This window comes from Legionella lytica, assembly GCF_023921225.1.
GTDB lineage: Bacteria > Pseudomonadota > Gammaproteobacteria > Legionellales > Legionellaceae > Legionella > Legionella lytica.
This window is the reverse complement of record NZ_CP071527.1, coordinates 506,372-532,345: the sequence shown is the minus strand read 5'-3', so window position 1 is coordinate 532,345 and position 25,974 is coordinate 506,372. Positions and strand designations below refer to the sequence as shown.

Below are 25,974 nucleotides of genomic sequence, written 5' to 3'. Positions count from 1 at the left end.
CCGGTGGCTTGCAACCGGGTTTTCCTTGAAGGGCTATCAAATTAGATTACCCGGGATAGATAGTTCAGCGCGTTTTTCAAAAACCTGGTTGCTTGCAACCAGGTTACAATGGTTATAATGTAGAGGCCTCTTCCAACTGTTTTTCTAATGTAACGTAATCAATTTTTCCTGAAGCCAATACAGGTATCTTTGCCGCAGGATAAATTTGATATGGGATCAGCAATTCAGAATAGCTCAACTCTTGAACCTTCTTAATGAAGCTCGTCTTATCTGCATCAGCTGCCTCACTAAATAGCAGAATCTGCTCACCTTTTTTGGCACATTTCCTAGAAACAGCCGCGTGTAATAACTCAGGCCAAATAGATGCAGCAATTCCCTCAACCGCGGTCAAAGAAACCATTTCACCCGCCAATTTTGCAAAACGCTTTGCTCGTCCCGAAATCGTAATAAAATCTTCTTCATCCATGGTGACAATATCTCCAGTATCATGCCAACCATCTTGAGGCACATTAACCATTCCTTGCTTTTCAGAAGACAAATAGCCTTGCATGATATTCGGGCCACGTAAGAACAAACGCCCTCCTTCTGCAATTCCATCCACAGGTTCAATACGACGTTCCATAAACGGTAACATCATGCCAACACTACCAGGAACATAGGCCAAAGGACAATTCATCGAAATTACGGGTGATGCTTCTGTAGCACCATAACCTTCATAAACTTTTACGCCAAAATTATCGCTCCAGTAACGCATAGTTTCTGGTTTTACCTTTTCTGCACCGGCAAAAATATAACGAATACTACTAAAATCATGCCGCTCTGCAGCACGAGCATAACCGGTTAAAAAGGTATCTGTACCAAACATAATGGTTGCTCCAGACTGATATACGAGACCTGGAATAATTTTGTAATGCAAAGGAGATGGATAAAAGAAGCAGCTTACCCCAGTCATTAACGGAAGGACCGCTCCAGCAGTTAAACCAAAACAATGGAAAATGGGTAGTGCATTAAAAAATAAGTCTCGCGACGAAAAATCGACACGTGAGGTCAATTGCCAACAATTCGCAAGCATATTGGAATGACTTAAAACAACCCCCTTGGGTACTCCCTCAGATCCAGAGGTAAACAAAATTACCCCTGTCTGCTCTGGAGTCACAGGCTCGCCAATCAATTGATAAGCCCATACGGGAAACATTCCTTTGACTAAACCAGAAAGCTTATGCCCCAAATTAATTTTCGATTTAAAATCTTCTAAGAAATGTATTTTTAACCCGGCATTTTGTAGCTCATCAACTAAGGTCTCTAATTTAGCGGTAGCCACAAATTGTCTTGAGGTGTATATATTTTTTATCCCGGCAGAATGGCATGCAGAAAATAAATTATAAAATCCCATACTAAAATTCAACATCGCAGGAAGACGCCGATATGCGTGCAATGCAAAAAAGGTAACCATCCCCGCGATGGTAGTAGGCATCATAACCCCTACATGCTCGCCAACCTGTGTTTGCTTTTTAATTTGTCGCCCTAAAATAAAACAACGCGCCAGAAATTGGCGATAACTCAAAGGGGTGCGATTCGAATCCTCAATGGTCGCCTTGCGCTTAACTCCTAAACTAGCCCCATCAATTAAGGCACGGAATAGAGACTTAGGGCAAAAACTGTTCGCGAAAGTTAATTCACTGATCAAACGAAATAAGCGCAAACTGACGGTAGCCCTATCCACAGACTTGTCTTTGAGGCGCAAATAAGCAGGAGCTGGTGATACATGCAAGGTTACTTTAGGGCGTACTTGAATTCGATGCTTGTCCTTACTAATCGAAAATATACTGTGCTGTGCTCCATCAATGCGGATCGGGATCACGGTGGCTTTTGCCTTTTTTAAGATCAAGCCAGGACCATCAAAAACCCGCAGGCTCTCTTCTTGCAGCCCAATTCCTTGAGGAAAAATAACACAACGTTTTCCAGCCCGAATTGCTTTAACTAAAGCCCTGGCCGCCTGTGCTCGAGTTGAGTCTACGACGATGACATCAGTAAAAAGAGTCATCATTTTCATCCAGAACCAACCTGTAGCATGTGGATGTAACGCAACGGTAAGGCGTTCAGGCAATAACATTGCAAGCAATAATAAATCGATTTTTGACGTTCTATTGGCAATAATTACCGAATTAGGCTCTGGTTTATATTCACCTTCTAAACTAACCCGAAACCAATAGGTTAACACTGCCTTAATCCAGCGCTGGGCACGTTGCTTTAGATTTTCTTTCCACGCGACTTGTTCCATATCTATGTCTCTAAATAAAAAACTCGCCTCGGTTATACCCAATCAATCCTAATTTTGCAAGATTGTCACTCCACATGATATGTAAGAGATTGTGTTCTTATAGCAAAATTCAGTAATATGGCAGGTTTACTCAATAACCTGAGATATCTGTTGAAAGGAGTCTTAATTAATTGACCATCACTCGCCCGGCTAAATTCATTTATGTTGCCTTAGCTCTAATCTTATTTAGTTCTACTGCATTCTTTTTCCATAAATACGCCCCAGAAATTATCGCGTGGGTTGAGCAATTAGGATGGCTGGCACCCGTACTTTTTATAATCATCTATTGCCTTGCAACCATTATGTTTGTACCAACCATGATCATTACTTTAGCTGGAGGAGCACTTTTTGGCCCAACCTTAGGTACCCTACTAAACTTATTGGGCGCAACTTGGGGAGCAGCCTGCTGCTTTCTAATTACCCGTTATCTTAGTGGTAATTGGCTATCTCAAAATAAAAACGGCAATGTAATGAGGCTCATTCGCGGCGTAGAACAAAAAGGATGGATGTCAGTTGCTGTATTGCGATTATTCCCTATTGTTCCCTTTAACCTGGTCAATTACGGTTTAGGTGTGACAGGTATAAGATTTCGCACCTATTTATTAACTACTTTTATTTTTTTGATTCCACCAGAAATTATTTACACTTATTTTGGTTATGCTGGAATGGATGTCTTATTACAACAAGAATCTTTTTATCGTAACGGTGGAATTATTATTTCGGGAATTGCAATATTGCTTCTGTGTTTATGTAAATTAGGGGTACTAAAAATTAATGGCGTTTTATTTAAGCAGCCAGGAACAACATTAACTGCTCAATCAGAGGATGATTTAGTACAAAATCAACTCCGGCTAGAGAACGAACCACTTGAAGCCCCTGCAAAGAATTCGTAATAAAAACTGCATCAGCCTTTTCTATTTGGGCTTGGGTTAAGGACTGTTCATGACAAGGGATATTTTGTTGCCGACAGAAGGTAAGTATTCTAGCACGTGTAATGCCGGGCAAAACACCATCCGTCAATGGAGGGGTAAATAAAATTTGTTGCTTAATAATGAATAAATTGGCGCAAGTGGTTTCCGTCGCATAATGTTCTGAATTTAAAAATAAGGCATCATCAGCACCTGCAGCAAGCGCCTGACGTCGCGCCAAGATTGCTTCTAAATAATTAACTGATTTTACGCTATAGATAGGATTTGCTGCATCCCGTAACCAAGGGGCTAAAATTAAACGTAAGGGATGGGGTTGTGTGGTAAATTGAAAACTTTGCAACACTAATTGGCTGTGCTTCCCACATTGCGTCAGACCACGGGGTGCGCTCCCGCCACTTAAAAGGGCCTTGATTCCCCCATTAATTAGCTGATCTTTTTTAATTTTTTGCACTAAACACTGCAACCAATGTTCATAGGAAAGAGTAAAAGGAATGCCTAACTGCTGCGCGGAGCTATTTAGCCGTTGCCAGTGTAAATCAGCCCAGCACGGTTTGCCATGTACGACTTTCAGTGTTTCAAATAATCCTTCCCCTAAAAGGATGCGATCATCTGCTGCGAACACCTTACTCTTCTCTTCCTCCATGAACACGTGGGTATGCCTCATCTGGGTTCTGTCTAATAGTCTCCAAAATCATCCAATTCATCTCTCAAACGCTTTTCATCCAACATTTGCTCTAAACGTCGGCGCGCATCAAGATCTTTAGGATTCGCATTTTCGATTTCTGGATCAATATCCAAATCCTCTTCGAGGTCAAACTCTTCAGCTACTTCGCTCGTAGTATCATCATCATTTTCTTCAAACAAATCACTCATAACGTTCTCTCAATGATTTATTAATATGTCTAATCGGGTAAAACCGAAACGCGTATATACCTTATTTTTTTTTCTTTGCCTAGAGTTTTAATCGGTTTAATTTATAGGTGCATTGCGATAAAAATAATATTTGTGCTACAAGCATTCAATTTTACTAAAAGAGCAACAGCTTTTATTTCCTGCCTAGGAAGAAATAGTAAAACGCATTAATTTCATAGCAGTATTCCTGTAGCCTAATCACTTGAACTTTGGCCATAAAAAAATGATAATTTAATCAGAACATATAGAGATCTATATCAATATGGCAGACCAAGTAAAAAAAGCATTAAGAGATACGATGAAACAAATACGCTCTAAAATATCTGTTTCATATCAGACTACATCATCCAATCAAGTATGTACTCGTATCCGTTCTCTGGAACAATATCGACATGCAAAACGTATTGCTTTGTATTTTGCGGTGAATGGGGAAATTGATTTAGGGGGAATTTGGAGCACGGCTCCCTTACAGGGAAAATTTTGCTATTTCCCCGCAATCAATGAAAAAGATTTAACACTTTCATTTTTACCAGCAACTCCAGTAACTCCATTTAAAAAGAACCGCTATGGAATTCCTGAACCTGATGTAAGTCATGATTTAGCAATACCCGCAGAAGAGTTGGATTTAATTTTAATGCCATTAGTCGCCTTCGATGTTCGTTGTACTCGCCTGGGAATGGGGGCTGGTTATTACGATAGAACTTTTAAAGGCAAAACAAATTGCACTTTATTTGGTGTAGCGTATCAATTCCAGCGGGTGGAATTTATTCAACCTCATCCCTGGGATATTCCTCTTGATGCGGTGATTACTCAAAGAGCGATTTATTGGCGTAACCCGGCATAGAAAAATCAACCTGGCCAGCAAATGCCTAACTCCCAATAGATAGACACCGCGACCACGCCGCGGTAATTTGGGAGCGTTGGTTGTAAATCAACTTAGCGCATCCGCCCCAATCTCCCCTGTTCGCACTCGTACAACTTGCTGCAAATCATAAACAAAAATCTTACCATCCCCTATTTTCCCAGTATAAGCTGATTTACAAATTGCCTCGATCGCCGCCTCAACCATATCATCAGGCAAAGCCAGCTCAATTTTAATCTTCGGGAGAAAATCTACGACGTATTCTGCTCCGCGATATAACTCCGTATGGCCCTTTTGCCTTCCAAATCCACGTGTTTCAGAAATAGTAATGCCGGGTACATTGATATCCATTAAAGCTTCATGTACATCATCCAATTTAAATGGCTTAATAATCGCTGTAATCATTTTCATAATATATTCCATATGCTTTTTTTAGGTTGATACTTTTGTTAGACTGGTTGCAAATATAATAAAGGAGTGAACCATGTTCGACCCCAAACAATTTGACGATTTAGCGAAAAAACTTTTCGCAGCACTTCCTCCAAGTCTACAAAACATTGAAAAAGACATCCAACAAAAATTTAAAGAAGTGTTGCATGCCGCATTTACACATATGGATTTAGTGACTCGCGAAGAATTTGATGTACAAACAAAAGTATTAGCCCGTACACGCGAAAAATTAGACCACCTTCAAGAGCAAGTTAATGAGCTAATGAGTCATCAAGAGAAGAAGAAAAAAGAAAAATAAAACCTAGCGCCTAGTTCATTCGACCAAGGAGTAGAAATGAACTAGGCCCGACAAAGTCCAACCGATTAACAAGGAATTAATCCTCATGAATCTTGCGTTTACAAAAACACGTAGTACCGTGGGTATACTGGCGCACCCAGTATCTGTAGAAGTCCATTTATCGAATGGTATACCAAGCTTCGCGATTGTAGGCCTTGCCGAAACCGCAATCAAAGAAAGCAAAGACCGAGTACGCTCAGCCATTATTAACAGCCAATTTGAATTTCCCTGCCGAAAAATCACAGTCAACTTAGGCCCTGCAGATCTACCCAAAACAGGCAGTGGTTTTGATTTACCCATAGCCTTAGGTATTCTCGCTGCTTCCAATCAAATCCCTCAACAAAGCTTATTGCACCATGAGTTTATTGGTGAGCTCGCATTAAGCGGCGAACTTCGTGGTATTTCAGCGATTATTCCTGCCGTCTTAGCTGCACATAAAAGTAATAACCATTTAATTATTGCCAATGCTAATGCCGTTGAAGCATCATTAACGGGCCATCAAAATATCAGCACTGCGCATAACTTACGTGAAGTATGTAGCTATCTATGCCAAGGAACTTCCTTACATTTCCTACCTCAGCGTCCTGAACAAAATACCCCCCAATCGGAACTAGACTGGTCAGACATCAAAGGACAATTTCATGCCAAAAGGGCTATGGAAATTGCTGCCGCGGGCGGGCATAGTATTTTACTAAGTGGTGCACCAGGAAGTGGTAAAACGATGTTAGCCAAACGATTTAACACATTATTACCACAACTTTCAGAAACAGAAGCTTTAGAATGTGCCGCGATTAGCTCCATTCGTGGTAAGTTACCCGATTTTGCTGAATGGCAATCACCGCCATTTCGCGCACCTCATCATACCGCCTCACCTGTTGCTTTAGTAGGTGGTGGCAATCCACCAAAACCTGGGGAAATATCCCTAGCTCATAATGGCGTATTATTTTTAGATGAGCTACCTGAATTTAACCGCCATGTCCTAGAAACCTTAAGGCAACCTTTAGAATCGGGAACGATTTGCATTTCCAGAGCCGCAGCACAAATAGAATTTCCAGCAAATTTTCAATTACTAGCAGCCATGAATCCGTGCCCTTGTGGACAATGGGGAAATAGCCAAGCAGACTGTTTATGCAGCCCCGATCGTATTAATCGCTATTTAGGCAAACTCTCCGCCCCACTCCTAGACCGTATTGATATGCAAATCACCATCCAAGCCCTAACCCAAGAAGAATTAATTAAACCCAACACCAATCCAGAAAAACAAAGCGAGCGAATTCGTGAGCAAGTGATCCAAGTACGCGCAATACAAATGGAACGACAAAATTGCCTCAATGCCAATTTAAGTGCAAAAGCCTGTGAACAAGTATGCAACATTGGTACTAAGGAACAGGAATTCTTAAGTCGAGTAATGAGCCAACTCAAATTATCTGCTCGTGGCTATCATCGTTTACTTAAAGTCGCGCGAACAATTGCTGATCTGGGTGAAAGTGCTTCGGTAAATTTAGCTCATTTACAACAGGCGTTGTCGTTTAAGCATACCTTGCAAAAGCCAATATAAAACACACTGACTTATCGGTGCGTAAATCAAGATCCAGCCCGTAAGTTCTAGGCAAATACGGGCTCTAAGCTTGTAGGAAAGAACAGAAATCTCTAGGTACCCCTGTCCTTATCGTTTTGAGCCTAGGACTTGGAGTTTGGGCAAAAACGAAAACCCACATGAAAACCAAGGCTGATTTTTTGCGGGCAGCAATTCTGCCATATACTCCACGCGCTGATGTGTAAGTGCTATTAGCTTGTTTTTTTAGGTAGTCAGCACAGCAAATTTATTTTAATTATTTGCTAGCCAATGCATCAAAAACAGCCATCCGTGCAAACACTCCATTCTGCACTTGTTGTAGAATAAATGAATGAGCGCCATCGGCTACAGTAGAATCAATTTCAATGCCGCGGTTCATTGGTCCTGGATGCATCACCATCACATCCGACTTAGCTAAAGCTAAGCTTTTTTCAGTTAAAGCAAAATCGTGACGATACTGTTCTAAGTCCATCTGATCATCCGCAAGTAAACGTTCGCGTTGAACGCGCAAACACATCACCACATCCGCATCAGCCAAGCCTTCACGAATATTGGTGGTAACACTGCCGTAATGCAAAGTATGGGGTTGCCAAAGTTCTGGGGCGATTAAAACCAACTCCCCAACCCCTAAGACTTTCGACATACATTGAAAGGAATTAGCAACGCGTGAATGGCGGATGTTTCCCAAAATCGCGATTTTTAATTGCTCTAATTTTGGTTTTTGCTCCAAAATAGTCATTATATCTAGTAATGCCTGGCTAGGATGAGCATGAGTTCCATCCCCTGCATTAATAATATGTATATCATCACCTAACTTCTGGGCCAAACTTTGTTGTAATCCATCTTGCTGATGACGAATCACAAAATGTCGAATCCCCATCGCAGCGAGTGTTTGAATCGTATCCTCAATCACCTCACCTTTTGTTTCTGAGGAGCTTTGCAGATCTAAATTAATCACTGGCATTGATAAATGATTTGCTGCTAATTCAAAACTGACTCGAGTTCGCGTACTATTTTCATAAAATAAATTAGCCACCGTATGTTGCTGATACGAAGGATAATTTTTTTGTTGTTTAAAGGAAAAAGCGCGTTGTAATAAAGATTCGATTTGTTGACGAGATAATTGACTAATTTCTAGAAAATGCTTCATAAAACCTCATTCAGGATATTGCAGCCACTGCTCGAGTATAACACAAGCGGCTATGCTATCCACCTCGGTTTGCTTGATTTTACGATACCCACCTTGTTCGAATAATTGACCTCGGGCTTCTACCGTAGAAAGACGCTCATCGACTAAATGTACCGGTAGGGCAAAGCGTTTACGTAATTGTTTGGCAAAACGTCGTGCTGCGGCCGTAGTATAGAGTGTGCTGCCATCGATACAAGTAGGAATCCCGACAATTAATGCCTGGGGATTCCACTGAGAAATCACTTTTTCTACCGCGTCCCAATCAGGTACTCCCTGTTGCGCACGTAACGTAGCTAAAGGCGATGCACTGCAAGTCAATCGCTGCCCTACAGCCATCCCAATACGTTTGTAACCAAAATCAAAAGCTAAATATACACCATCAGGCATGACCAGAATTTACACTCAGTTGATTCATTTTGATGCCCAAAGTTGATCCGGCATACTCCCAACGATCTTCAAAAGGAACTTCATAGAGAATTTCTGAACGGTATGGACAAACTAACCATAGATTATTCAACATTTCTTTTTCCAATTGATTCTCCACCCAACCGCTGTAACCTAAGGTAACCAAAACATCTTTGGGCCCCTTATCGTCAGCAATCGCGCGAATAATATCATTGGACGTGGTTACCGTCACGTCCTCTTGTAAAAACAAGCTAGAACGCCATTCACCCAAGTCCTTATGCACCACGAAACCACGTTCAGGTTGTACTGGCCCCCCAAACATTAAAGGCAAATGACTTTGCTCAATACGTATGGGCTCAATATCCAACTGCTCAAAAACTAAAGACAATGAAAATTGCATCGGACGATTAATAATTAAACCTACAGACCCTTCCTCGCGATGTTCACAAAGATAAATCACTGTTTTTTCAAAATTTGGATCGTGTAGTGAAGGCATCGCGATCAACAAATGGTTTGCCAAAGAGTTTATTGTTGTCATACTGCCTCCTCATAAAGAGCAGCCGTCTATTTTAATTATATACTATAAACAACATGCCTATTTATTAATCACCAAGTATCTACCGCATCTGCTTTTTCCTTTGGTGCAGCAGGATTTTGCCCCATGATAGTAACCTTAATATACAACGTTGATTGCTGAGCAAAGGTATTACCAGCAGAAAAAGATCTTGACGAGTTATCTGTTTGTTGAGCACCTTCAGGGCTACCTAAAGAAACCCACTTATTAAGAGGAATCATCAACTTCGTATCGATTTTTTGATTATCGAATTGTTGCCCGCCTGCAGGATTCATTTGTTCACGTAAGCGACGCACCGATAATTCGACTTGCGAACCACGCAAAACAGGTTGAACCAAAATACCATTTTTAATCTGATGCTGCTCATAAGTAATACCAGTGCCATAAAAACCTGCGCCTACCGAGGTAACAATGGGCACTTCCTGATTCATAGTAACCAGAGCAGACTCACCATTCATTACGCGAACTGATTGGCTTTGTAACATTTGCGATTGAGTCTGAGTACTGTAAGTTACGGAGTTATCGTTCTGAGAGCTCAGCCACTGAGGGTCGCCTTGATAAACTGAAACATTAAAAGTAACTGGCGGCACATCAATCTGATGCAATATCGTTCTGAGTTGCGTTAGCGTTTTTGCATCGACCTTGGTAACGAGCGTTTGCCCAGTTCCACTAAGGGCCTGCCCTTCTGGGATCAAGGGTTCCATTAATTTAATTACTTTTTCTGCAGGGATATACTGCAACTGAATAACTTTTGTAATCAGTTCTTGGGCAAATACATTATTTACGAAAAAAAATACGCCAATTAACCATACCCGTTTCATTCTCAAACTCCCTGTAAGCGCGATTTATTCTTTTTTAACGACAAGACACATCCAAAATACACATAAAAAACACCTAATATTTTCAATTGTAGCACCAATATCCGGAATCAATGGTTTTGTTCCTACAAAAGATTGGGTATACTTCAACAAAATCTTTTTACCGAGATCACTATGGGTAGCATTTTTAACATGTTTGGTCCTTCTCCAATAAGGCCGATAGAACAACACATGCGTAAAGTACATCAATGTGCGAAACAGCTATACCCATTTTTTGAGGCTGTATTAAAAAAAGATTGGCCCACAGCAACCAGTATTAGAAACAAAATTGTGTCTTTGGAAAAAGAAGCAGATCTAATTAAACGTGATCTACGTCTTCATTTGCCCACAGGTCTCTTTTTACCAGTTTCCCGTACGGATTTGCTTGAGTTACTAAGCGCTCAAGACAGCATAGCCAACAAAGCAGAGGATATTGCTAATATTATCATCAGTAGAAAGATGATAATTCCTGAAGCACTGACATCACTGTTCATGCCCTTTTTACACCGTTGTTTGGATGCATCAAAACAAGCGTGTAACGCCATTAATGAATTGGATGAACTCCTGGAAACAGGGTTTAGAGGTTCTGAGGTTAAAATCGTTGAAGAAATGATTATGACCCTCTATGAAATAGAGCATGACAGCGATGAACGGCTTGCAAAAATAAGACACCGTATTTTTGAAATCGAAAAAGATTTATCGGCAATCGATACAATCTTCCTCTATAAACTGGTCCAATGGATCGATGACTTGGCTGACAACGCTCAAACAGTGGGCAGTCGACTACAAATTCTAATTGCTCGGTAGTAAATTCCTATGGATTATTCAATCGTTTATCTTTGTATTGCTATTATTCTTTGTTTTTTAATGACTTGGGGTGTGGGGGCCAATGACTTGGCCAACGTCATGAGCACCACCATGGGTTCAAAAGCAATAACCGCACGGCAGGCTATGCTCATTGCGATTATCTTTGAATTTGCAGGAGCATTTATTGGTGGAACCGGAGTCACCGAAACCATGCGTGATGGGATCATCAACACCAGCCAATTATCGGAGCAACCCTTAATACTGATTGAAGGGATGCTCGGCGTTTTATTAGCCTGCACTATTTGGATGAACCTTGCCAGTTATATAGGCGTTCCTGTATCGATTACCAATGCCTTAGTTGGTTCAATGGTAGGTTTTGGTGCAGTAGTTCTTGGTTCTGATGCCATTCATTGGAACCAGGTAAGCCATATTGCAATCAGTTGGATTACCTCCCCACTGATTTCTGGAATCGCGGGATACATGTTATTTATCAGCATCCAGCAGACAATTTTTGTGAAGAGTAACCCATTAGCCAAAGCAAAAATTTACATCCCTATTTACCTATTTTTAATTGGCACTATTTTATCATTTATCACGGTATTTAAGGGCTTACATCATTTTGGTATTCATTTTAATTTTAAACAAAATTTAGCCGTAACCCTGGCTACCAGTATTGTGATTACCTTGATTGGAATGATTTTTATTCGACGCATTCCTGAACACCCAAGAATCAGACGCAGAGAACGCTTTATTCAAGTAGAAAAATATTTTGCGGTACTCATGGCTCTTACTGCCTGTGCTATGGTTTTTGCCCATGGCTCAAACGACGTTGCTTTGGCAGTTGGACCATTGACTATTATTCATAGTTTAGTGATGCATTCTCATCAAACTTTTGATGCCAATAATTATCCTGCGTGGATTATTTTATTGGGTTGCGTTGGCGTAGTAACCGGCTTATTGATGTATGGAAGAAAAGTAATTGAAACAGTAGGCAGCTCAATTACCGCGCTCACCCCCAGCCGTGCCTTTGCTGCAACCTTAGCGGCAGCAACCACCGTTGTGGTGTCAACAAGTATTGGAATCCCAGTTTCAGCAACTCAAACTTTAGTAGGTGCGGTACTGGGTGTTGGTTTAGCACGAGGTATCGGTGCATTAAACTTAATTGTGATCCGTAATATTTTCATGTCTTGGATTCTCACATTACCAGCGGCATCACTCTTAACCATCTTGTCGTATAAAGTATTACATTGGTTTTTAGGATAATCTAAAACAATTTACCTCCAAGGGCTAAGCTAAGCCCCATCGGGGCATGCTCTAATAAAGCTTCGCCCCGGGAGTAAGCCTACATCTTAGACTGACATCGCGAGACAGCTTGCCCATATTGATGCAACCTAAAAGCTCCATCCGAACCATAGCGCGTGACTAAGGAGTTGGCTAAATTTACAGTTTCTTCTTCATTGTCTTCATCAATAATCTTTTCATACGTGTCTTTATTGTTAATGACATAATTGATAATTCTTTCATGAAATTCTTGCTTTATATATTTTAAAATTGAGCCAAAAGAATCGATATCAACTAAAATATTTGCCAACAAAATATCACATGAAGAAACAGCATTCATCGCTTTATCGAGCTGAGCTGCTGAGAAAAAAGATAAAAATAGTTTCAGATCATCTGTATCTCTAATTACATTGGCCAAAACTCTTGGCCGCAGCCACGCTGCGACCAAGGAATCTGTAGGATTTTTGTTATTGCACGCCAACTCTATACTTGAAAGCGTCCATTCCACTGCGGTAAAAATGCTCATGAGTTTCACTATTAACATTTAAAATGTTCTTCATTGTAATAAATTGGTCAAAAATTCACAATGCCCTATAATTAACATCCTGGCATTTTACAGAATTGATTCTGACGCTCATCCTCTAAATTGGGCTGCCCCAAAAAAGCGTTTAGAATAACAGGGTATTGAGAAAGGATTGTTCCAACACCAGCTAATCCAAGAACAACCACAAGAGCCACATTTGAATAAGTACTTGTTTTTTTAGGCGCTTCTTTGAAAAAGCTTTGACGTACTAAACCAGAATACCTATGAGTTTCTTCTTGAACTACTTGCTTTTCAGGTTGCGGTTGAACCTGATCAAGCTCCTCTGCATGTGTCACTGACGTCAGATTTATTAATTTTTGTTTATTTGTTTCCGACAATCGAGAGGTCAACTCAGGGGTAGTATCGAGATGCCGCACTATTGCTTCCAAATCGATATCGAGGGAATAATTTAAGTAAAACTCAAGTAATTTAAAATCAGACTCATTTAATTCCAACACATTATTACTAATTAAATATTCAACCCAGTTGAGACATCGCTCATTATTTTCTAACCGAATTAAGCCCTGACGGAAGTCTTGTAGTAAATTATTAGCATAACGTTCATCATAGTTCACTAAATGTTCCCAGAGATATAATCTATCCTCTGAGGTTAACCCATCCTGTGATGCATTAACCTTCACGAGTTGTTCATAGATATCAACAAGAATGCTGAGTGTTTCGGAGTAATCTGCTTCATCAGAATCAAGATAACTAAACTCTTTAGCTAAATAGACGAATGCGCTGAATCCCTGTGGGTGTTCTTCATCAACTTCAGTCGAACATTTATCGACGTTCACGCGCTTCTGTTTGAGTAATAACTTAACTACGTTAGGCTTATGAAGATCAATAGCCATATGCAATGGAGTCATTCCGCGCGTCTCTTCAGCGGTATTTAATACTACATCATCATTATTAACTAAGCGTTCGCAGGTATCATCAAACCCCTTTACAATCGCAAAATGAAGGGGTGTAAAGCCTAGGAATCGTTTATCTTTTGATTTGGTGTTTAATTGAATATCATCACTTGATAATAATTTATTTACCACCTCACGCTGCCCATGCAGAAGCGCTAAGTGCAAGTAGGTCATACCATCTGAGACTTTGTTCACTCCCGTCATCACTTTGTGATTTAAAATTTCCAAAGCAACGTTTTCATGCCCATATCTAATGGCATACCGTAATGCATCATTATGATGTATATCCATTAGTCTAGGATCCGCACCATATTTATTAAGAAGTAATCTCACTTCTTCTGTATTTCCCCGAATAGCCGCCTCCATCAATGCGGTTCGGCCATTTGATGCTTGCCGATTTACGATAATTCGAGACGCCTCTACTGGACTCATTGACCGCAATCGGCTATCTAGATCATGTTCTATAGTGATATTTACAAGCGTATCGAGAATTTTTTCTAAATCCATTGCACAATTTTGGGAACTATAACAGGTCAAAGCAAGCGGCATCCTCTCTACGTAAGTATTACTATGCCCAGTACTAAGTCCCCCACAAAATAAGCTATAAAAAGTATGATCAACTTTCAATCTCATGGAGCCAAATTGCTGATTAGGATTAAAATAAAGAATTTCATTTTCGGAAAGAGGCTGAATCATCGAGGCGTGATAATCAGCACCGAGATAAATTAGTTGTGGCTGGGTTTTATATACTTCTTTAAAAATAAAATCTAGCGTGTGCTGATTATGTACCCAGGCTAAAGACAGATTGCTAAGAATAGGGTTACTACCCAGCATGTCATTAAAGACAGGAAAAGGATTAGACTGCTCTGCCTGTAGAGCACCAACTCTTTTTATAAAAAACTCCATATCATTTTTTAAGGCTCCATCAACAGCAGACTCACCATCCCACTGTGCAATACGCGATAAGCACTGTTCAAAATCTTGTAACTGGGCCGGGGTGTGTGGAGTTCGTTTATTGATTTCACCAGCAATGTAAGCTAAAACAATACCTCCACATTGCCCCTCCGCCCCCAACAGCTCCTCTTCAGCTGTACCAATTAATTGCTGATATTTTCTGACCTTGTCAATAATTAGTGCCTGAGAGATACCAACAAAATTTATTAATTTAAAGAAATCAAGAAAGGCCTTTTCAGCTATTGATTCATAGTCCTCAGAACAAAGTACCTCTATGCACTCAGCTGCATTAATCTTTGGGCTTTTAGGATATTCAGAAGCTAATTGATCCACCGTACTTTGCACTATAACCCTGTGGATTTCTGCCTCAAGATTAATATGACTAAAAATACCCTGCTCTTTAAAATGATGACTTATACCAGAATGCACCAAATATTTTTGCACATTGCCCATAACTTCTTGAATACGTTTTTCTTGCATGATGGAATCCCACTCGTTCAAAAAATAATTTGGATAACGTCCTGGTTACTATTTTTACCTATTCGTTAGATTTTTAATCTAACATAATAAAATTAAGCTAATCTTAACTCCGAACCTAAGAGTGTAATTAATTTAAAAAGAGGGGTATTTTGCAGTTTATCTGAGTAAGGATAGGTTTTACTTACAAGAAGAGTGTTACATTAGAATCAGGGATTGGTGTGTAAAATTGACGCGTGCAAGAAAACAATAGCTCAGTAAGATAGAACACTCTGAGCTATTATAAATAAGTCAAATGGGTACTTAGGTAAGAATGCTTAGAATCCTTCCCAAATCTCCCCTTTTTGCTCTTGATGATCTTTATTATCACGAATGTTATCTAAACGTTTGTGTTTAGTAATTTCTTTGATTTGTGATTCTGACTTACTATGAGTTGCATCAAATTCAAATAAAAATTTATCATAAGGGCTTACATAAGCTTTATCTATATCATTGCTATTCATAATCAATCCAAAATTCGCACATTACTAAAACAGCTATTTTATAACTTTTTCATCTAAGTTACCATTGTCAACATTTAAAGAAAACATCGAGGCAAATCATGAGCTTAAAAAAAGCAGAACTGCATGTCCACTTAGAAGGCACAATTACTCCGGATCTAGCCGCAGCATTAGCCCACCGAAATAAATTAACGCTACCTTCTGGACTTGTTGCCCCCGATGGAAAAAGCTATTTGTCTAAAGACTTTCTAGACTTTCTTAAGGTGTACGACACACTTGCTGCTGTAATCAAAGATCCACGTGATTATTATGATATTACCTTCGACTACTTAAAAGCTCGGGCCGAAGAAAATGCCATTTATGTTGAAATGTCCTATTCTCCTGATCATGCCGAACTTTCTAGTGGTATTCCTTCTGCAGAACACCTGGTCGCAATTCAACAAGCTATTAATGATGCTAAAATACAATTTAATATTGTAGGACGGATTATCCTCATTGCAGTCCGTCATTTTGGTGTTGACGCTGCTGAGCGTTTAGCACGACAAGCTCATAAAGATATTTTCCCTTGTGTTACCGGTTTTGGTTTAGGTGGTGATGAAGCAAACTTCCCTCCGAAGCAATTTGCCAAAGCTTATCAAATTGCCGCAGATGCCGGTTTAGGATGCACCGTTCATGCCGGAGAGTTTGCTCCCGCAAGTGGCATGGTGGAAGCGATGGAGAACCTCCCTATCACACGTATTGGACACGGCGTTAATTCAATTTACTCTCCAGAAACCATGGCAATGGTTAAAGATAGAGGAATTACCTTAGAGGTTTGCCCAACCAGCAATATCTTTTTAGGTTTATTTAAAGACATGAATAGCCACCCCTTCCCTAAATTTTATGAAGCAGGCATGAAGATCTCTATTAGTTCAGATGATCCTCCATTTATGAGTACAACACTTGGGCTAGAATATCAACGCGTCCAGGAATCATACCATTATAGCGATGAGACCATGAATGCAATTACACATATGGCAATTGAAGCAGCTTTTGTTGATCAACAAACAAAAGACGAATTATTAGCTCGTATTTAGAAGTAATTTGGAGTATGTCATCCCACGCACCATAAGGGATGACATCGTTTTGATCTATTAACTATTGTTATGAAGCTGATCCATTAATTGTTCGATATAACGTCTGCACGTTAATGGGTTATTTAAATAATTAATAACGCGACGTGTTCCTCCGGTACCAGTAATCGACACCATCCCATAACGTAAAATACTGCCCATGATCGATTGGCGTATATCGATTGCTTCGATCTTACTTAAAGGGATATCAATGGTTCGTCTGACCACAACCCCAGTACGCAAAATGACCTGATTCGTCTTTATAGTCAACGAGGAAAAGTAATACGTAACCCAAGTCATAAACATCCATGCTAAAGCAAAGACTGTCAGCCCATACCCGACCTCACGTAAATGAGGGACATACGATGTTAACCCCAAAGCCCCCCCCAAAGCGAGGCTAGGCCAAAAAAATATAATCCAATGCATTCGGGTAAAATAGACAACATTACTGTCTGTTTTTTTATCAATCATTATTCACCTATATTCTTAAAATCCCTAGCAGATGCCCAAAAAACCTCAACTGAAAAGCATAATTGTACTTTTAACGACCATCTATATAAAAATATAATATTGTATTTCGTCTGAATTTGCTATTCTATAGTTGATCCCGTTTAAATAAAGATAAAACCATGCGCTCTATAAATCGTTGCCTGAATAAACAACTCGTTGACCTTTGCCAGCGTTCATTACAGTTGGAAGATCTATCTAGTAAGCTACGCCAATTTCTTCCAGAGGAATTAGCTAAAGAGTGCCAAGTGGGAAGTTTTAATAAAGGCTGTTTATTAATTACCACAGCTAATTCCGCCTGGTCATCGCAGTTACGTTATTTAATTCCTGAGCTACGTGATAATTTACGTAAATCAGGCCTCTATCAATTGCTCTCCATTAAAGTTTCTGTAGTTGCTCCTGTTGTGCAGTATGAAAAAACCGTAGAGCCGAAAAAACAGCAATTATCAGCGAAAGCCAAAGAAGTAATTCTAAGTGAAAGTCAGCACTGTAGTTATGAGCCCTTACAGAAAGCCTTACTGCATTTAGCAGAGAGTACTTAAAGCGCGTCCGCGAAGCGTCGAGCAACCCATTCTTCACCTAAATAGCCGAAGCAATCTTGCAGATAATCTCGCAATTCATCTTCTTCCATGAAATGCTCAAAACCAATCGGTTCAACATCATGATGCATATAGGCGCCAAAATAATGCTGAGAAAAATGTACATAGTCCCTGGTATGCAAAATGAAGGCATGCCATAACTGGTCAAGAATAAGCAAAGGGCCAAAGAGGTATGTTTTTTTACCCTGTTTTGCTCGTTGGTGATTGAGCCATAACCATGCCAAAAGATCAGCAAACAAAAGCTCTCCCTCTTGCATACTAAACTCAGGATGGTGATGGCAAAAATAGCTGACTACCGCAGGATTACGGTAGCTCAGTATGTGCATAAGTTCCATGCTCATTAACCGCAGCAAGTCTTTTGTGCACTTGGTTTCTGGGTTACGTAACGAAGGATACGGCAAATCATTTCATCTTTAGTCATTAGATTCTCCAAGTCATCGATTTGACTCAACAGTCTACCTAATGTATAGAAATCTTTCAATTGCATTCCTTGTTTTTCTTTCTTTTTACTGCAATCATCCCGCCATACCTTTGTATTGGATACCCACAGAAAGCACCATATTTTTATTATTTAGTCCCGCACTCGCAGGAATATAAGCTTCTTCATGCGTTACATTATCTCTTATGTTCGTGCCCGCAAGCTTATTAGGCACATAACTAAAAGCCCCTTCGGCAAAGAGTTTAATCTGCGGCCTTACATAATAACCAGCATTAACCGTAACGTTATAAAACTCAAAATTGTGTCCACCATCATGAAACGTAAGATCGCGCATATAATGCTGATCTACATCTTTTGCAGTGACCCAGCTACTGTATTTAAACAGGGCATTAAGTTCATAAGCATTTATGCGATAATTACCTAATATACCGATATAAGGAGTACTAAAGGTTTGTTTATAGCCAATCCCCTTTTCACCATCGGCGAAGCAACCAACGTTCGCACCATCATCATAAATATAACACCCACCTTTGGCTAAGAAACTGAATAAAGTTCGTTGATATCCAACCATGGCAGCCAATTGTACTGATGAGAGTTTAAAAAAATGCGCTCTGAGGTTGAAGTCAAATTCATTCGCTTGGCGTAAATCAGTGTCTTTACTGTGCGACCAGTCACTCCAATGTTTTTCGAATGGGTTTAACCAATCATAATCATCCATTACTGCATCACCACGGGCTAAAGTTATCCATCCTTGCGCATTAAAATCAAGCCAGGGCAACAATTTGTAATTCCCTTCCCCCTTGATTACGGCAGCACCATTAATTTTCCAATTTAATTGACTTAGTTTTTCAGCGCCATCGTCGCTATACACGAACTCTTGTGATTTTCCAGCTAAATAACCAATTGATGCATTCAATGTGAAGCGCTCAGCTAAAGAGGCATTTGCAGCATAAGTGGTTAATGTTAAAACTGCTAGAGTAGTTAAGGTTAATTTTGACCATTTTTTTTTCATTATTATTCGGTTCCTTACTTCTTATAAAATCAGAGGCACCTTTTACCCTATTTACTAATTTTTTTGAAGGATAAAATGCATCATTCTCATTAAGAAGCTCGAAACGACAAACTTTGGACATCATGGGATAACTCAGCATGAACCTCTTCTTTATTTAATTGACAAAATGTAGCATCATTTTTTGGCTTAACCATACGGTAGGCTCCTGCGGGAAAGTTAAAAAACAAAGTGGAAAAAAAATACCCACCCAACCACCGAAAGTCTATCTCAGCTAAGCCATAGGTTGTGAAAGATTGGCATTATTGTTATTGCATCACCATAATACCAACCTCAAAATAAAGCCGGTTCAATATATTTTTAAGCCATTAATCCACCATCAACCCCGATGAATTGGCCTGTAATATAGGGGGCTTGATCCGAGACTAAAAAGACAATAGTCTTGGCGATTTCATCAGGTCGTCCAAGACGCTTTAAGGGAACCTGATTAATCAATACATCTTTTACTTCATCTGTCGCTGCAAAACGCTCAAACATTGCGGTAGCAACTGGACCAGGAGCAACGGCATTCACCCGCACGTTAGCACCAGCAGCTTCAAGCGCAGCCACTTTAGTTAAGCCATCAACAGCATGTTTGCTGGCACAGTAAATAGAGGCCCCTGGAAAGCCTTTTTTACCGGCAACAGAAGAAATATTAATAATAGAGCCTGAACCTTGTGGGATCATCGCTTGCAATTCATATTTAAGACAGAAAAGCACGCCAACCACATTTGTATCAAATACCATATGAAAACTCTCAACAGTACTTTCAACTATTGGCGTTTGCTCCCCTTCTATCCCGGCATTATTCACCGCAACATCCAAACGGCCAAAACGTTTTATAGCCTGTTCCACTAAGGCCTTAACGTCGCCCTCATTGCGAACATCAGCACGTACAAACTCCGCTTCAGCACCCAATGCGCTTAACTCTTTTGCCAACGAATCACCCTCTTCTTGTCGGCGTCCAGAAATAATGAGCTTGGCTCCCTCACGAGCAAAAGCAAAAGCTGTTGCTCTACCAATACCCGCAAGAGCTCCAGTAATAAGAACCACTTGTTTGTTCATTTTTAACGCCTTGGTAATCACGCGACCGCGTGTACTAATCCTATTAAGTATAGTAAATAGTAGACTAGCCCTTTAGCTCCAACAACTCCGGAACTATAATAGGTAATAAGAAGTTTTTTATAGGCTGATTTGTTTTGATCCCCAATATTACTACGACATCGTATTTGCAACTACCTGATAATTTTTATGAAAAAATTATCCCCACTCCTATTAGAAATCCCTCTCTGGTGCAATTCAATCACGAATTAGCGGTAGCTCTTGGTGGATGCCATACCGTGCCCTATAGCAAAGAAGAAGCATTAGCAATTTATGCTGGTAATTGGGTACCCCCACAGTTACAGAGTATTGCCTTAGCTTACTCTGGCCACCAATTTGGTCATTTCGTCTCTGTTCTTGGTGATGGTCGTGCCATCATGCTCGGCGAAATTGTCGCAAACGATGGAATCCGCTGGGATATGCAATTAAAAGGTTCAGGAAGAACACGATTTTCTCGCAATGGCGATGGTAGAGCGCCACTTTCAGCAGTATTAAGAGAATATATCATTAGCGAAGCAATGCATGGATTAACTATTCCTACAACCCGCTGCCTTGCAGCAATTGCCTCTGATGAAAAAATATATCGACAAACAGGGTTAGTCCCGGCAGGAGTGCTCACACGTATTGCTGCCAGTAGTTTACGTGTAGGCTCCTTTGAATATGCCGCGACTCAAAAAGATACACATCTTTTAAAATGTTTAGCTGACTATGCATTAGAACGGCATTTTCCAGAATTATTGATCCAAAATGCCCCCTACCTGGAATTATTTAAAGCAATTGTCGAGCGTCAAGCAAGGCTTATGGCCGAATGGATGGGGGTTGGTTTTATCCATGGAGTTATGAATACGGATAATATGGCAATTTCTGGAGAAACCCTAGATTATGGCCCTTGTGCGTTTATGGATGAATTTGATTTTGAGCGTGTATATAGCTCAATTGACACCATGGGCCGCTATGCTTTTGGCCAGCAACCAGCCATGGCGCACTGGAATTTAACCGTCCTTCGTTTCACGATGCAGCCTTTATTTAATGAACAGGAACAACGCACTTTAGATGACATTCTCCACTCCTTTCCGGCCCGTTTTCATCATTATTGGAGTTCTAAAATACGGGTTAAGCTGGGATTGCAAGAGCTGAATGAGCAAACCGTGAAGCTTATTGAACTATTTTTTGCTTTGTTACAACAGCATAACCCTGATTTTACCAATACCTTCAGGATGTTAAGCCAAGCAATTGATTCTCCAGAACAGCGAAAAAATTTAATTCAAACCTTAGGAGGACAAACTCAAAGTGAACAATGGGTTAACGATTGGTCTAATTATGTCAGACAGCAAGCGATAGATATTAAAATTATAAAAGACAAGATGAATCAGGTTAATCCGGCTTATATTCCAAGAAATCATTTAGTAGAAAATGCGATTAATCATTTTATTAAGGAGGATGATCGTAGTTTATTGGATACGCTCTTGCTGGTCTTAAAAAATCCTTATCAACAACAAGCCGACACGGAACATTTGCAGTCGTTACCACAGCCTGAAGAGCGAGTGGCGCAAACATTCTGCGGGACTTAGTGTCTATTGGTAACTGATGAAAAACCCAGAAGTTCGAAACACGGAACCCCTGGATTGCTTCGCTGCGTTCGCAATAACAGCTGAGTTTAAATTGAAAGATAGGGGTTCAAATATGAATTTATTTCCCCGCCACTTGCAAACATTAAAGAGTTTTTACATAAAGCACTTCTTTTAATAAAGCGCCCCCCTCATAAAACTCTTCAAATTTAGTAGACTCTGAAAGCTTAAAACCTAGTGCCTCATAAAAATTCCGTGCCTGGCCATTCTCTTCCAATACCCACAGCCCAACCTTTTTATACCCCAATGCCACTAATTCCGACATTGCAGCCAAGCATAATTGGGTACCTAAGCCCATACGCCAATAATCGGGATGCAAATAAATAGCACTTATTTCTCCGAACGCACTCTGTGCACTGTTGCCACGAAAAGCGCAAATACTTGCAAAACCAATAACTTGCTGCTCCTGCTCACAAATTAATACTCGTACATTCTGATCGATTAACTCAGACCATTGTTGGGTACGCTCACTTAAAGACAAGTTTATTAAAACTTCTTCAGGAATGAACTCCTTATACATCTTTTGCCAAGAACAAATATGCACTTGAGAGATTGCTTCTGCATCCTGTACCGTCGCTATACGGATAGCAGTTATATTTTTATTCATAATTAATATCTTTAGAAATTCTTATGCTAATTATCTCTAATTTTTATAAGGTAGGAAATGGGTGTTTTCTATTTCCCCGTATTTTCGCGCTTCAAATACGGGGAATAACTTACATTATTCTTCGATCACACTAAGACACTGCTCACCTTTAGTAACCAATGTAACAGTCGTATCTTTAGTTAAAACTCGGGAACCGCAAGTAATATTCGCACCAACAATAGAATTTTTTCTATAGCCAAAAACATAGGTCCGATTTTTGGAACCTGTGCCTGTGTATGATTTACCAATCGCGCCTGAGCGCTGCCCATCCACAGAATAACCGATACCTGCAGCAGTATATTCTTTTGTTTTGACGGTAATGCGAATATTTTCTTCAGCAAAAGCTTGCAAAGAAAACACTGTAAACATGATGCCACTAAATATTTGTATTGGGTTCCTTATCATAATACCTCCCTCTGTTTTTTGCTCCAAAAAAACACACTTATCCTAATATATAGAACAAGTTATTCGATTTTACCCAAAAAGATATTTTTTAAATATACTAGCGTTTCTGTCTTCCAAATCCATCATACATCAAAGAAATATCTAGGGTAAGGCTTATTTAAATAATTTAGGCGCAGGTAAAACCGATTTAATTACCCCGATAAATTGCATCACGTAAACAACAATTATTGCGATCATCACGCAATTAAACAGCAGATTAATAATGGGGGCTAAAGGAATATATTCATTCACCAAGAAGAATAAAACCAACATTAAAATAGCCATTAATAACTGGTTAAAGTTCATAAATGCCAACCTTTAGTAAGATTAATTACTACTTTTGGTATAGATGAATAGTAGCCCGTATTACGCTGTGCTCTGAGGAATCCCGGAGGCTATGAGCACAGCAAACTCTTTAAGTCGTTACCAAATAACACAACGAGTTGCATTCACCATGGGGCTATTGTTAGGAATATTAAACGCCTCTTGGAACTGCGGGATATTCGCTAAACTTCCATTAACGCGGTATTTTGCTGGCGGATGAGGATCGGTTGTCACCTGATTCTGTAATTGTTGAGGCCGCATGTTCATTGCCCAAACATGAGCGGTACCCAAAAAGAATTGTTGATCAGGAGTCATGCCATCAATTGTTTTTGCCTTTTTGTAAGCATCGGAATGATGAAATGCTCGATATGCTAAAGTGATCCCGCCTAAATCAGCAGCAGCTTCACCCACAACTAATTTTCCTTGTACATGTAAATCGCCATTCACTACATATTGGGAATATTGATCAATAATACATTGGGTTGCCGCTTTGAATTTAGTTAAATCACTAGGAGTCCACCAATTTTTTAGATTCCCATGACCATCAAATTGAGCTCCTTGATCATCAAAACCATGGGTCATTTCATGCCCCATAACAAAACCAATGGCCCCATAATTCACTGCCGCAGGTGCGTTAGGGTCAAAAAATGGTGGCTGCAAAATTCCTGCTGGGATATTTAAGTTATTCATGGAAGGATCGTAATAGGCATTAATGGTTTGTGGTGTCATTCCCCATTCACTGCGCTCAATAGGTTTGCCAATTTTATTAATATCACGCTTTACTAAAAACTGATTCGCACGAAGCACATTCAACACATAAGGGCCTCGATCTACCTTCAATGACGAATAATCCCACCATTTTGAAGGATAACCTACGCGTTCTTCCATTAAGTCTAATTTTTTCAACGCAGCCTCGCGAGTAGCCGGAGTCATCCAAGCAAGACTCTTAATGTCCTCACGTAAGACATAGCGGATATTTTTCAGTAAATCTAAAGCTTGTTTTTTCGCCTCTGGTGAGAAGTAACGTTCTACATACATCTTACCAATAGCAAATCCTAAGGCCGCATTCTCAGTACCTACTACCCGTTTCCAACGAGGAAGTATTTTTTCTGTACCAGTTAAGGCGGTTGCCATCTTAAAGTTTTCATCAACAAAAGGCTTAGATAAATAAGGCGCATAAGTATCAATTAACTGCCAACGTAAATAGGTTTGCCAATCTTGGAGTGGTACGGTTTTAAGTTGCTCATTGAGTGCTTTGAAAAAGTTTGGCATTGCCATATTAATACTTTTGAGATTATCTTGCCCCATAGCCGTAAAATAAGCTGGCCAAGAAAAATTAGGGGTAATTTCCTCTAATTGAGCTTTATCCATAATATGATAAACCGCATGTGGATCACGTTGCTCAACTTGCGACATTGAGGCTTTTGCAAGTTGTGTTTCTAATTCCATTACGCGCTGTGCCTCAGCAGCCGCTTTCTCAGGGTTATCACCTAATAACTCAAACATTTTAGCAATATGCGCCACATAAGCGTCGCGAATCTGTTTAAATTTGGGCGTATCTTTTAAGTAATAATCCCGATCAGGAAGCCCTAAGCCACCTTGCACGACAGCAGCAATCATTTCGCTACTGTTTTTATAATCTTGCATGCTGCCAAAAGCAAAAAAAGCACCGACACCGATTTGATGTAAGTGGGCAATTTCATTTTGTAGATCCGTTAAATTTTTAATATTTTGAATACGATGAAATTCTGGCTGTAAAGGCGTTACACCTAATTTGTTAATATTTGCCTCATCCATACCGCTGAAATAAAAATCACCTACTTTTTGCTCAATGCTGCCAGGCTTTGCTTTAGTATTCGCTGCTGCTTTAATTAGCATTTGATGCACAATATCCTGCACTTTATCATGTACTATATTAAAACTGCCCCAACTTGGGTATTCGGGAGGAATAGGATTATTTTTTTGCCAATTCTTATTTGCATAGGAATAAAAATCTTCAGCCGGTGAGACATTAGTATCTAACCAATCCATATGTAGTGCATCAGCCATTTGCTTTTCCGCGGTATCCACATTTGCAGAAAATGCAGGTGAGGTGCATAACAAGGCTAGAGTTAATACTTTAATTTTGAATGTCATTCTACGGCTCCTTTTGCGTCAACTTAAAATTATAGTCTATTGGCGAAGAAGCGCTGGGAAATA

Annotated in this window: 28 protein-coding genes; 9 read left to right on the top strand and 19 right to left on the bottom strand. The window is 39.9% G+C overall.

What is annotated here, in order from left to right; all coding sequences use genetic code 11:
* Nucleotides 1-112 precede the first annotated feature (112 nt).
* A complete protein-coding gene (locus J2N86_RS02360; protein ID WP_252580691.1) occupies nucleotides 113-2,281 on the bottom strand; it encodes an AMP-binding protein in 2,169 nt (722 codons plus the stop codon).
* Between the two features lie 170 nt (nucleotides 2,282-2,451).
* On the opposite strand from J2N86_RS02360, the gene J2N86_RS02355 reads away from it, so the two are divergent.
* Nucleotides 2,452-3,213 carry a TVP38/TMEM64 family protein gene (locus J2N86_RS02355; protein ID WP_252580689.1) on the top strand — a complete coding sequence of 254 codons (762 nt, stop codon included), beginning with the start codon at nucleotides 2,452-2,454 and terminating at the stop codon, nucleotides 3,211-3,213.
* Here J2N86_RS02355 and J2N86_RS02350 read toward each other — a convergent pair.
* Complete coding sequence (locus tag J2N86_RS02350) at nucleotides 3,107-3,913, bottom strand: aminotransferase class IV (RefSeq protein ID WP_252580687.1); 807 nt, start codon at nucleotides 3,911-3,913, stop codon at nucleotides 3,107-3,109. The two genes, J2N86_RS02355 and J2N86_RS02350, sit on opposite strands and share 107 nt — an antisense overlap.
* An 11-nt stretch (nucleotides 3,914-3,924) precedes the next feature.
* Nucleotides 3,925-4,122, bottom strand: a complete 198-nt coding sequence (locus tag J2N86_RS02345; protein WP_252580685.1) for a PA3496 family putative envelope integrity protein — start codon at nucleotides 4,120-4,122, stop codon at nucleotides 3,925-3,927.
* 301 nt (nucleotides 4,123-4,423) lie between these two features.
* On the opposite strand from J2N86_RS02345, the gene J2N86_RS02340 reads away from it, so the two are divergent.
* On the top strand, nucleotides 4,424-5,005 hold the full coding sequence (locus tag J2N86_RS02340; RefSeq protein ID WP_252580683.1) for a 5-formyltetrahydrofolate cyclo-ligase: 582 nt from the start codon (nucleotides 4,424-4,426) through the stop codon (nucleotides 5,003-5,005).
* Between the two features lie 87 nt (nucleotides 5,006-5,092).
* Here the strand turns inward: J2N86_RS02340 and J2N86_RS02335 are convergent, their stop codons facing one another.
* Nucleotides 5,093-5,434, bottom strand: coding sequence for a P-II family nitrogen regulator (locus J2N86_RS02335; protein ID WP_058533172.1), 342 nt, complete (start codon nucleotides 5,432-5,434; stop codon nucleotides 5,093-5,095).
* A gap of 73 nt (nucleotides 5,435-5,507) precedes the next feature.
* Here J2N86_RS02335 and ubiK point away from each other — a divergent pair, with 73 nt between their 5' ends.
* Nucleotides 5,508-5,771: a ubiquinone biosynthesis accessory factor UbiK gene (ubiK, locus tag J2N86_RS02330; protein ID WP_252580681.1), complete on the top strand. Its 264-nt coding sequence runs from the start codon at nucleotides 5,508-5,510 to the stop codon at nucleotides 5,769-5,771.
* Between the two features lie 85 nt (nucleotides 5,772-5,856).
* Nucleotides 5,857-7,368 carry a YifB family Mg chelatase-like AAA ATPase gene (locus J2N86_RS02325; protein ID WP_252580679.1) on the top strand — a complete coding sequence of 504 codons (1,512 nt, stop codon included), beginning with the start codon at nucleotides 5,857-5,859 and terminating at the stop codon, nucleotides 7,366-7,368.
* Between the two features lie 274 nt (nucleotides 7,369-7,642).
* Here the strand turns inward: J2N86_RS02325 and J2N86_RS02320 are convergent, their stop codons facing one another.
* The 4 genes from J2N86_RS02320 to J2N86_RS02305 form a co-directional block, all read right to left on the bottom strand.
* Complete coding sequence (locus tag J2N86_RS02320; protein ID WP_252580677.1) at nucleotides 7,643-8,536, bottom strand: aspartate carbamoyltransferase catalytic subunit; 894 nt, start codon at nucleotides 8,534-8,536, stop codon at nucleotides 7,643-7,645.
* 6 nt (nucleotides 8,537-8,542) lie between these two features.
* Entirely contained in the window at nucleotides 8,543-8,962 is a 420-nt protein-coding gene (gene ruvX / locus J2N86_RS02315) for a Holliday junction resolvase RuvX (RefSeq protein WP_252580675.1), read from the bottom strand.
* Nucleotides 8,955-9,518 (bottom strand): YqgE/AlgH family protein, encoded by a 564-nt coding sequence (locus J2N86_RS02310; protein WP_252580673.1) that lies wholly within the window; start codon nucleotides 9,516-9,518, stop codon nucleotides 8,955-8,957. The genes ruvX and J2N86_RS02310 overlap by 8 nt, the downstream gene beginning before the upstream one ends.
* Before the next feature lie 68 nt (nucleotides 9,519-9,586).
* Complete coding sequence (locus J2N86_RS02305; protein ID WP_252580672.1) at nucleotides 9,587-10,375, bottom strand: type II/III secretion system protein; 789 nt, start codon at nucleotides 10,373-10,375, stop codon at nucleotides 9,587-9,589.
* A 171-nt stretch (nucleotides 10,376-10,546) separates the two neighbouring features.
* On the opposite strand from J2N86_RS02305, the gene J2N86_RS02300 reads away from it, so the two are divergent.
* Together J2N86_RS02300 and J2N86_RS02295 are read left to right on the top strand one after the other, a co-directional pair.
* Nucleotides 10,547-11,218, top strand: a complete 672-nt coding sequence (locus J2N86_RS02300; RefSeq protein WP_252580670.1) for a TIGR00153 family protein — start codon at nucleotides 10,547-10,549, stop codon at nucleotides 11,216-11,218.
* Nucleotides 11,219-11,227: 9 nt separating this feature from the next.
* Entirely contained in the window at nucleotides 11,228-12,481 is a 1,254-nt protein-coding gene (locus tag J2N86_RS02295; RefSeq protein WP_252580669.1) for an inorganic phosphate transporter, read from the top strand.
* A gap of 79 nt (nucleotides 12,482-12,560) precedes the next feature.
* Here the strand turns inward: J2N86_RS02295 and J2N86_RS02290 are convergent, their stop codons facing one another.
* The 3 genes from J2N86_RS02290 to J2N86_RS02280 form a co-directional block, all read right to left on the bottom strand.
* Nucleotides 12,561-13,025, bottom strand: a complete 465-nt coding sequence (locus J2N86_RS02290) for a hypothetical protein (RefSeq protein WP_252580667.1) — start codon at nucleotides 13,023-13,025, stop codon at nucleotides 12,561-12,563.
* A 71-nt stretch (nucleotides 13,026-13,096) separates the two neighbouring features.
* Complete coding sequence (locus J2N86_RS02285; protein ID WP_252580666.1) at nucleotides 13,097-15,430, bottom strand: ankyrin repeat domain-containing protein; 2,334 nt, start codon at nucleotides 15,428-15,430, stop codon at nucleotides 13,097-13,099.
* A gap of 314 nt (nucleotides 15,431-15,744) precedes the next feature.
* Nucleotides 15,745-15,930 carry a CBU_0585 family protein gene (locus J2N86_RS02280; protein ID WP_133136938.1) on the bottom strand — a complete coding sequence of 62 codons (186 nt, stop codon included), beginning with the start codon at nucleotides 15,928-15,930 and terminating at the stop codon, nucleotides 15,745-15,747.
* A gap of 98 nt (nucleotides 15,931-16,028) precedes the next feature.
* Here J2N86_RS02280 and J2N86_RS02275 point away from each other — a divergent pair, with 98 nt between their 5' ends.
* A complete protein-coding gene (locus J2N86_RS02275) occupies nucleotides 16,029-17,003 on the top strand; it encodes an adenosine deaminase (protein WP_252580664.1) in 975 nt (324 codons plus the stop codon).
* 57 nt (nucleotides 17,004-17,060) lie between these two features.
* Here J2N86_RS02275 and J2N86_RS02270 read toward each other — a convergent pair whose 3' ends face one another.
* Nucleotides 17,061-17,510: a PH domain-containing protein gene (locus J2N86_RS02270; protein WP_252580662.1), complete on the bottom strand. Its 450-nt coding sequence runs from the start codon at nucleotides 17,508-17,510 to the stop codon at nucleotides 17,061-17,063.
* 158 nt (nucleotides 17,511-17,668) lie between these two features.
* Here J2N86_RS02270 and J2N86_RS02265 point away from each other — a divergent pair, with 158 nt between their 5' ends.
* Nucleotides 17,669-18,088, top strand: a complete 420-nt coding sequence (locus tag J2N86_RS02265; RefSeq protein WP_252580660.1) for a DUF721 domain-containing protein — start codon at nucleotides 17,669-17,671, stop codon at nucleotides 18,086-18,088.
* Here J2N86_RS02265 and J2N86_RS02260 read toward each other — a convergent pair.
* From J2N86_RS02260 to J2N86_RS02250, 3 genes are all read right to left on the bottom strand, one after another.
* Nucleotides 18,085-18,486 (bottom strand): glycine-rich domain-containing protein, encoded by a 402-nt coding sequence (locus J2N86_RS02260; protein ID WP_252580658.1) that lies wholly within the window; start codon nucleotides 18,484-18,486, stop codon nucleotides 18,085-18,087. The two genes, J2N86_RS02265 and J2N86_RS02260, sit on opposite strands and share 4 nt — an antisense overlap.
* Before the next feature lie 174 nt (nucleotides 18,487-18,660).
* The gene (locus J2N86_RS02255) at nucleotides 18,661-19,596 is read right to left on the bottom strand and encodes an omptin family outer membrane protease (RefSeq protein WP_252580657.1); all 936 of its coding nucleotides are present in this window, start codon (nucleotides 19,594-19,596) and stop codon (nucleotides 18,661-18,663) included.
* 357 nt (nucleotides 19,597-19,953) lie between these two features.
* Nucleotides 19,954-20,697 carry an SDR family NAD(P)-dependent oxidoreductase gene (locus J2N86_RS02250; protein ID WP_252580655.1) on the bottom strand — a complete coding sequence of 248 codons (744 nt, stop codon included), beginning with the start codon at nucleotides 20,695-20,697 and terminating at the stop codon, nucleotides 19,954-19,956.
* 134 nt (nucleotides 20,698-20,831) lie between these two features.
* Here J2N86_RS02250 and J2N86_RS02245 point away from each other — a divergent pair, with 134 nt between their 5' ends.
* Nucleotides 20,832-22,304 carry a protein adenylyltransferase SelO gene (locus J2N86_RS02245; RefSeq protein WP_252580654.1) on the top strand — a complete coding sequence of 491 codons (1,473 nt, stop codon included), beginning with the start codon at nucleotides 20,832-20,834 and terminating at the stop codon, nucleotides 22,302-22,304.
* A gap of 142 nt (nucleotides 22,305-22,446) precedes the next feature.
* Here J2N86_RS02245 and J2N86_RS02240 read toward each other — a convergent pair whose 3' ends face one another.
* The 4 genes from J2N86_RS02240 to J2N86_RS02225 form a co-directional block, all read right to left on the bottom strand.
* Nucleotides 22,447-22,968 (bottom strand): GNAT family N-acetyltransferase, encoded by a 522-nt coding sequence (locus tag J2N86_RS02240; protein WP_252580652.1) that lies wholly within the window; start codon nucleotides 22,966-22,968, stop codon nucleotides 22,447-22,449.
* Between the two features lie 114 nt (nucleotides 22,969-23,082).
* A complete protein-coding gene (locus J2N86_RS02235) occupies nucleotides 23,083-23,412 on the bottom strand; it encodes a hypothetical protein (protein WP_252580650.1) in 330 nt (109 codons plus the stop codon).
* Nucleotides 23,413-23,565: 153 nt separating this feature from the next.
* Nucleotides 23,566-23,757: a Thivi_2564 family membrane protein gene (locus J2N86_RS02230; protein WP_252580648.1), complete on the bottom strand. Its 192-nt coding sequence runs from the start codon at nucleotides 23,755-23,757 to the stop codon at nucleotides 23,566-23,568.
* Nucleotides 23,758-23,874: 117 nt separating this feature from the next.
* Nucleotides 23,875-25,911: a M13 family metallopeptidase gene (locus J2N86_RS02225; protein WP_252580646.1), complete on the bottom strand. Its 2,037-nt coding sequence runs from the start codon at nucleotides 25,909-25,911 to the stop codon at nucleotides 23,875-23,877.
* Nucleotides 25,912-25,974 lie beyond the last annotated feature (63 nt).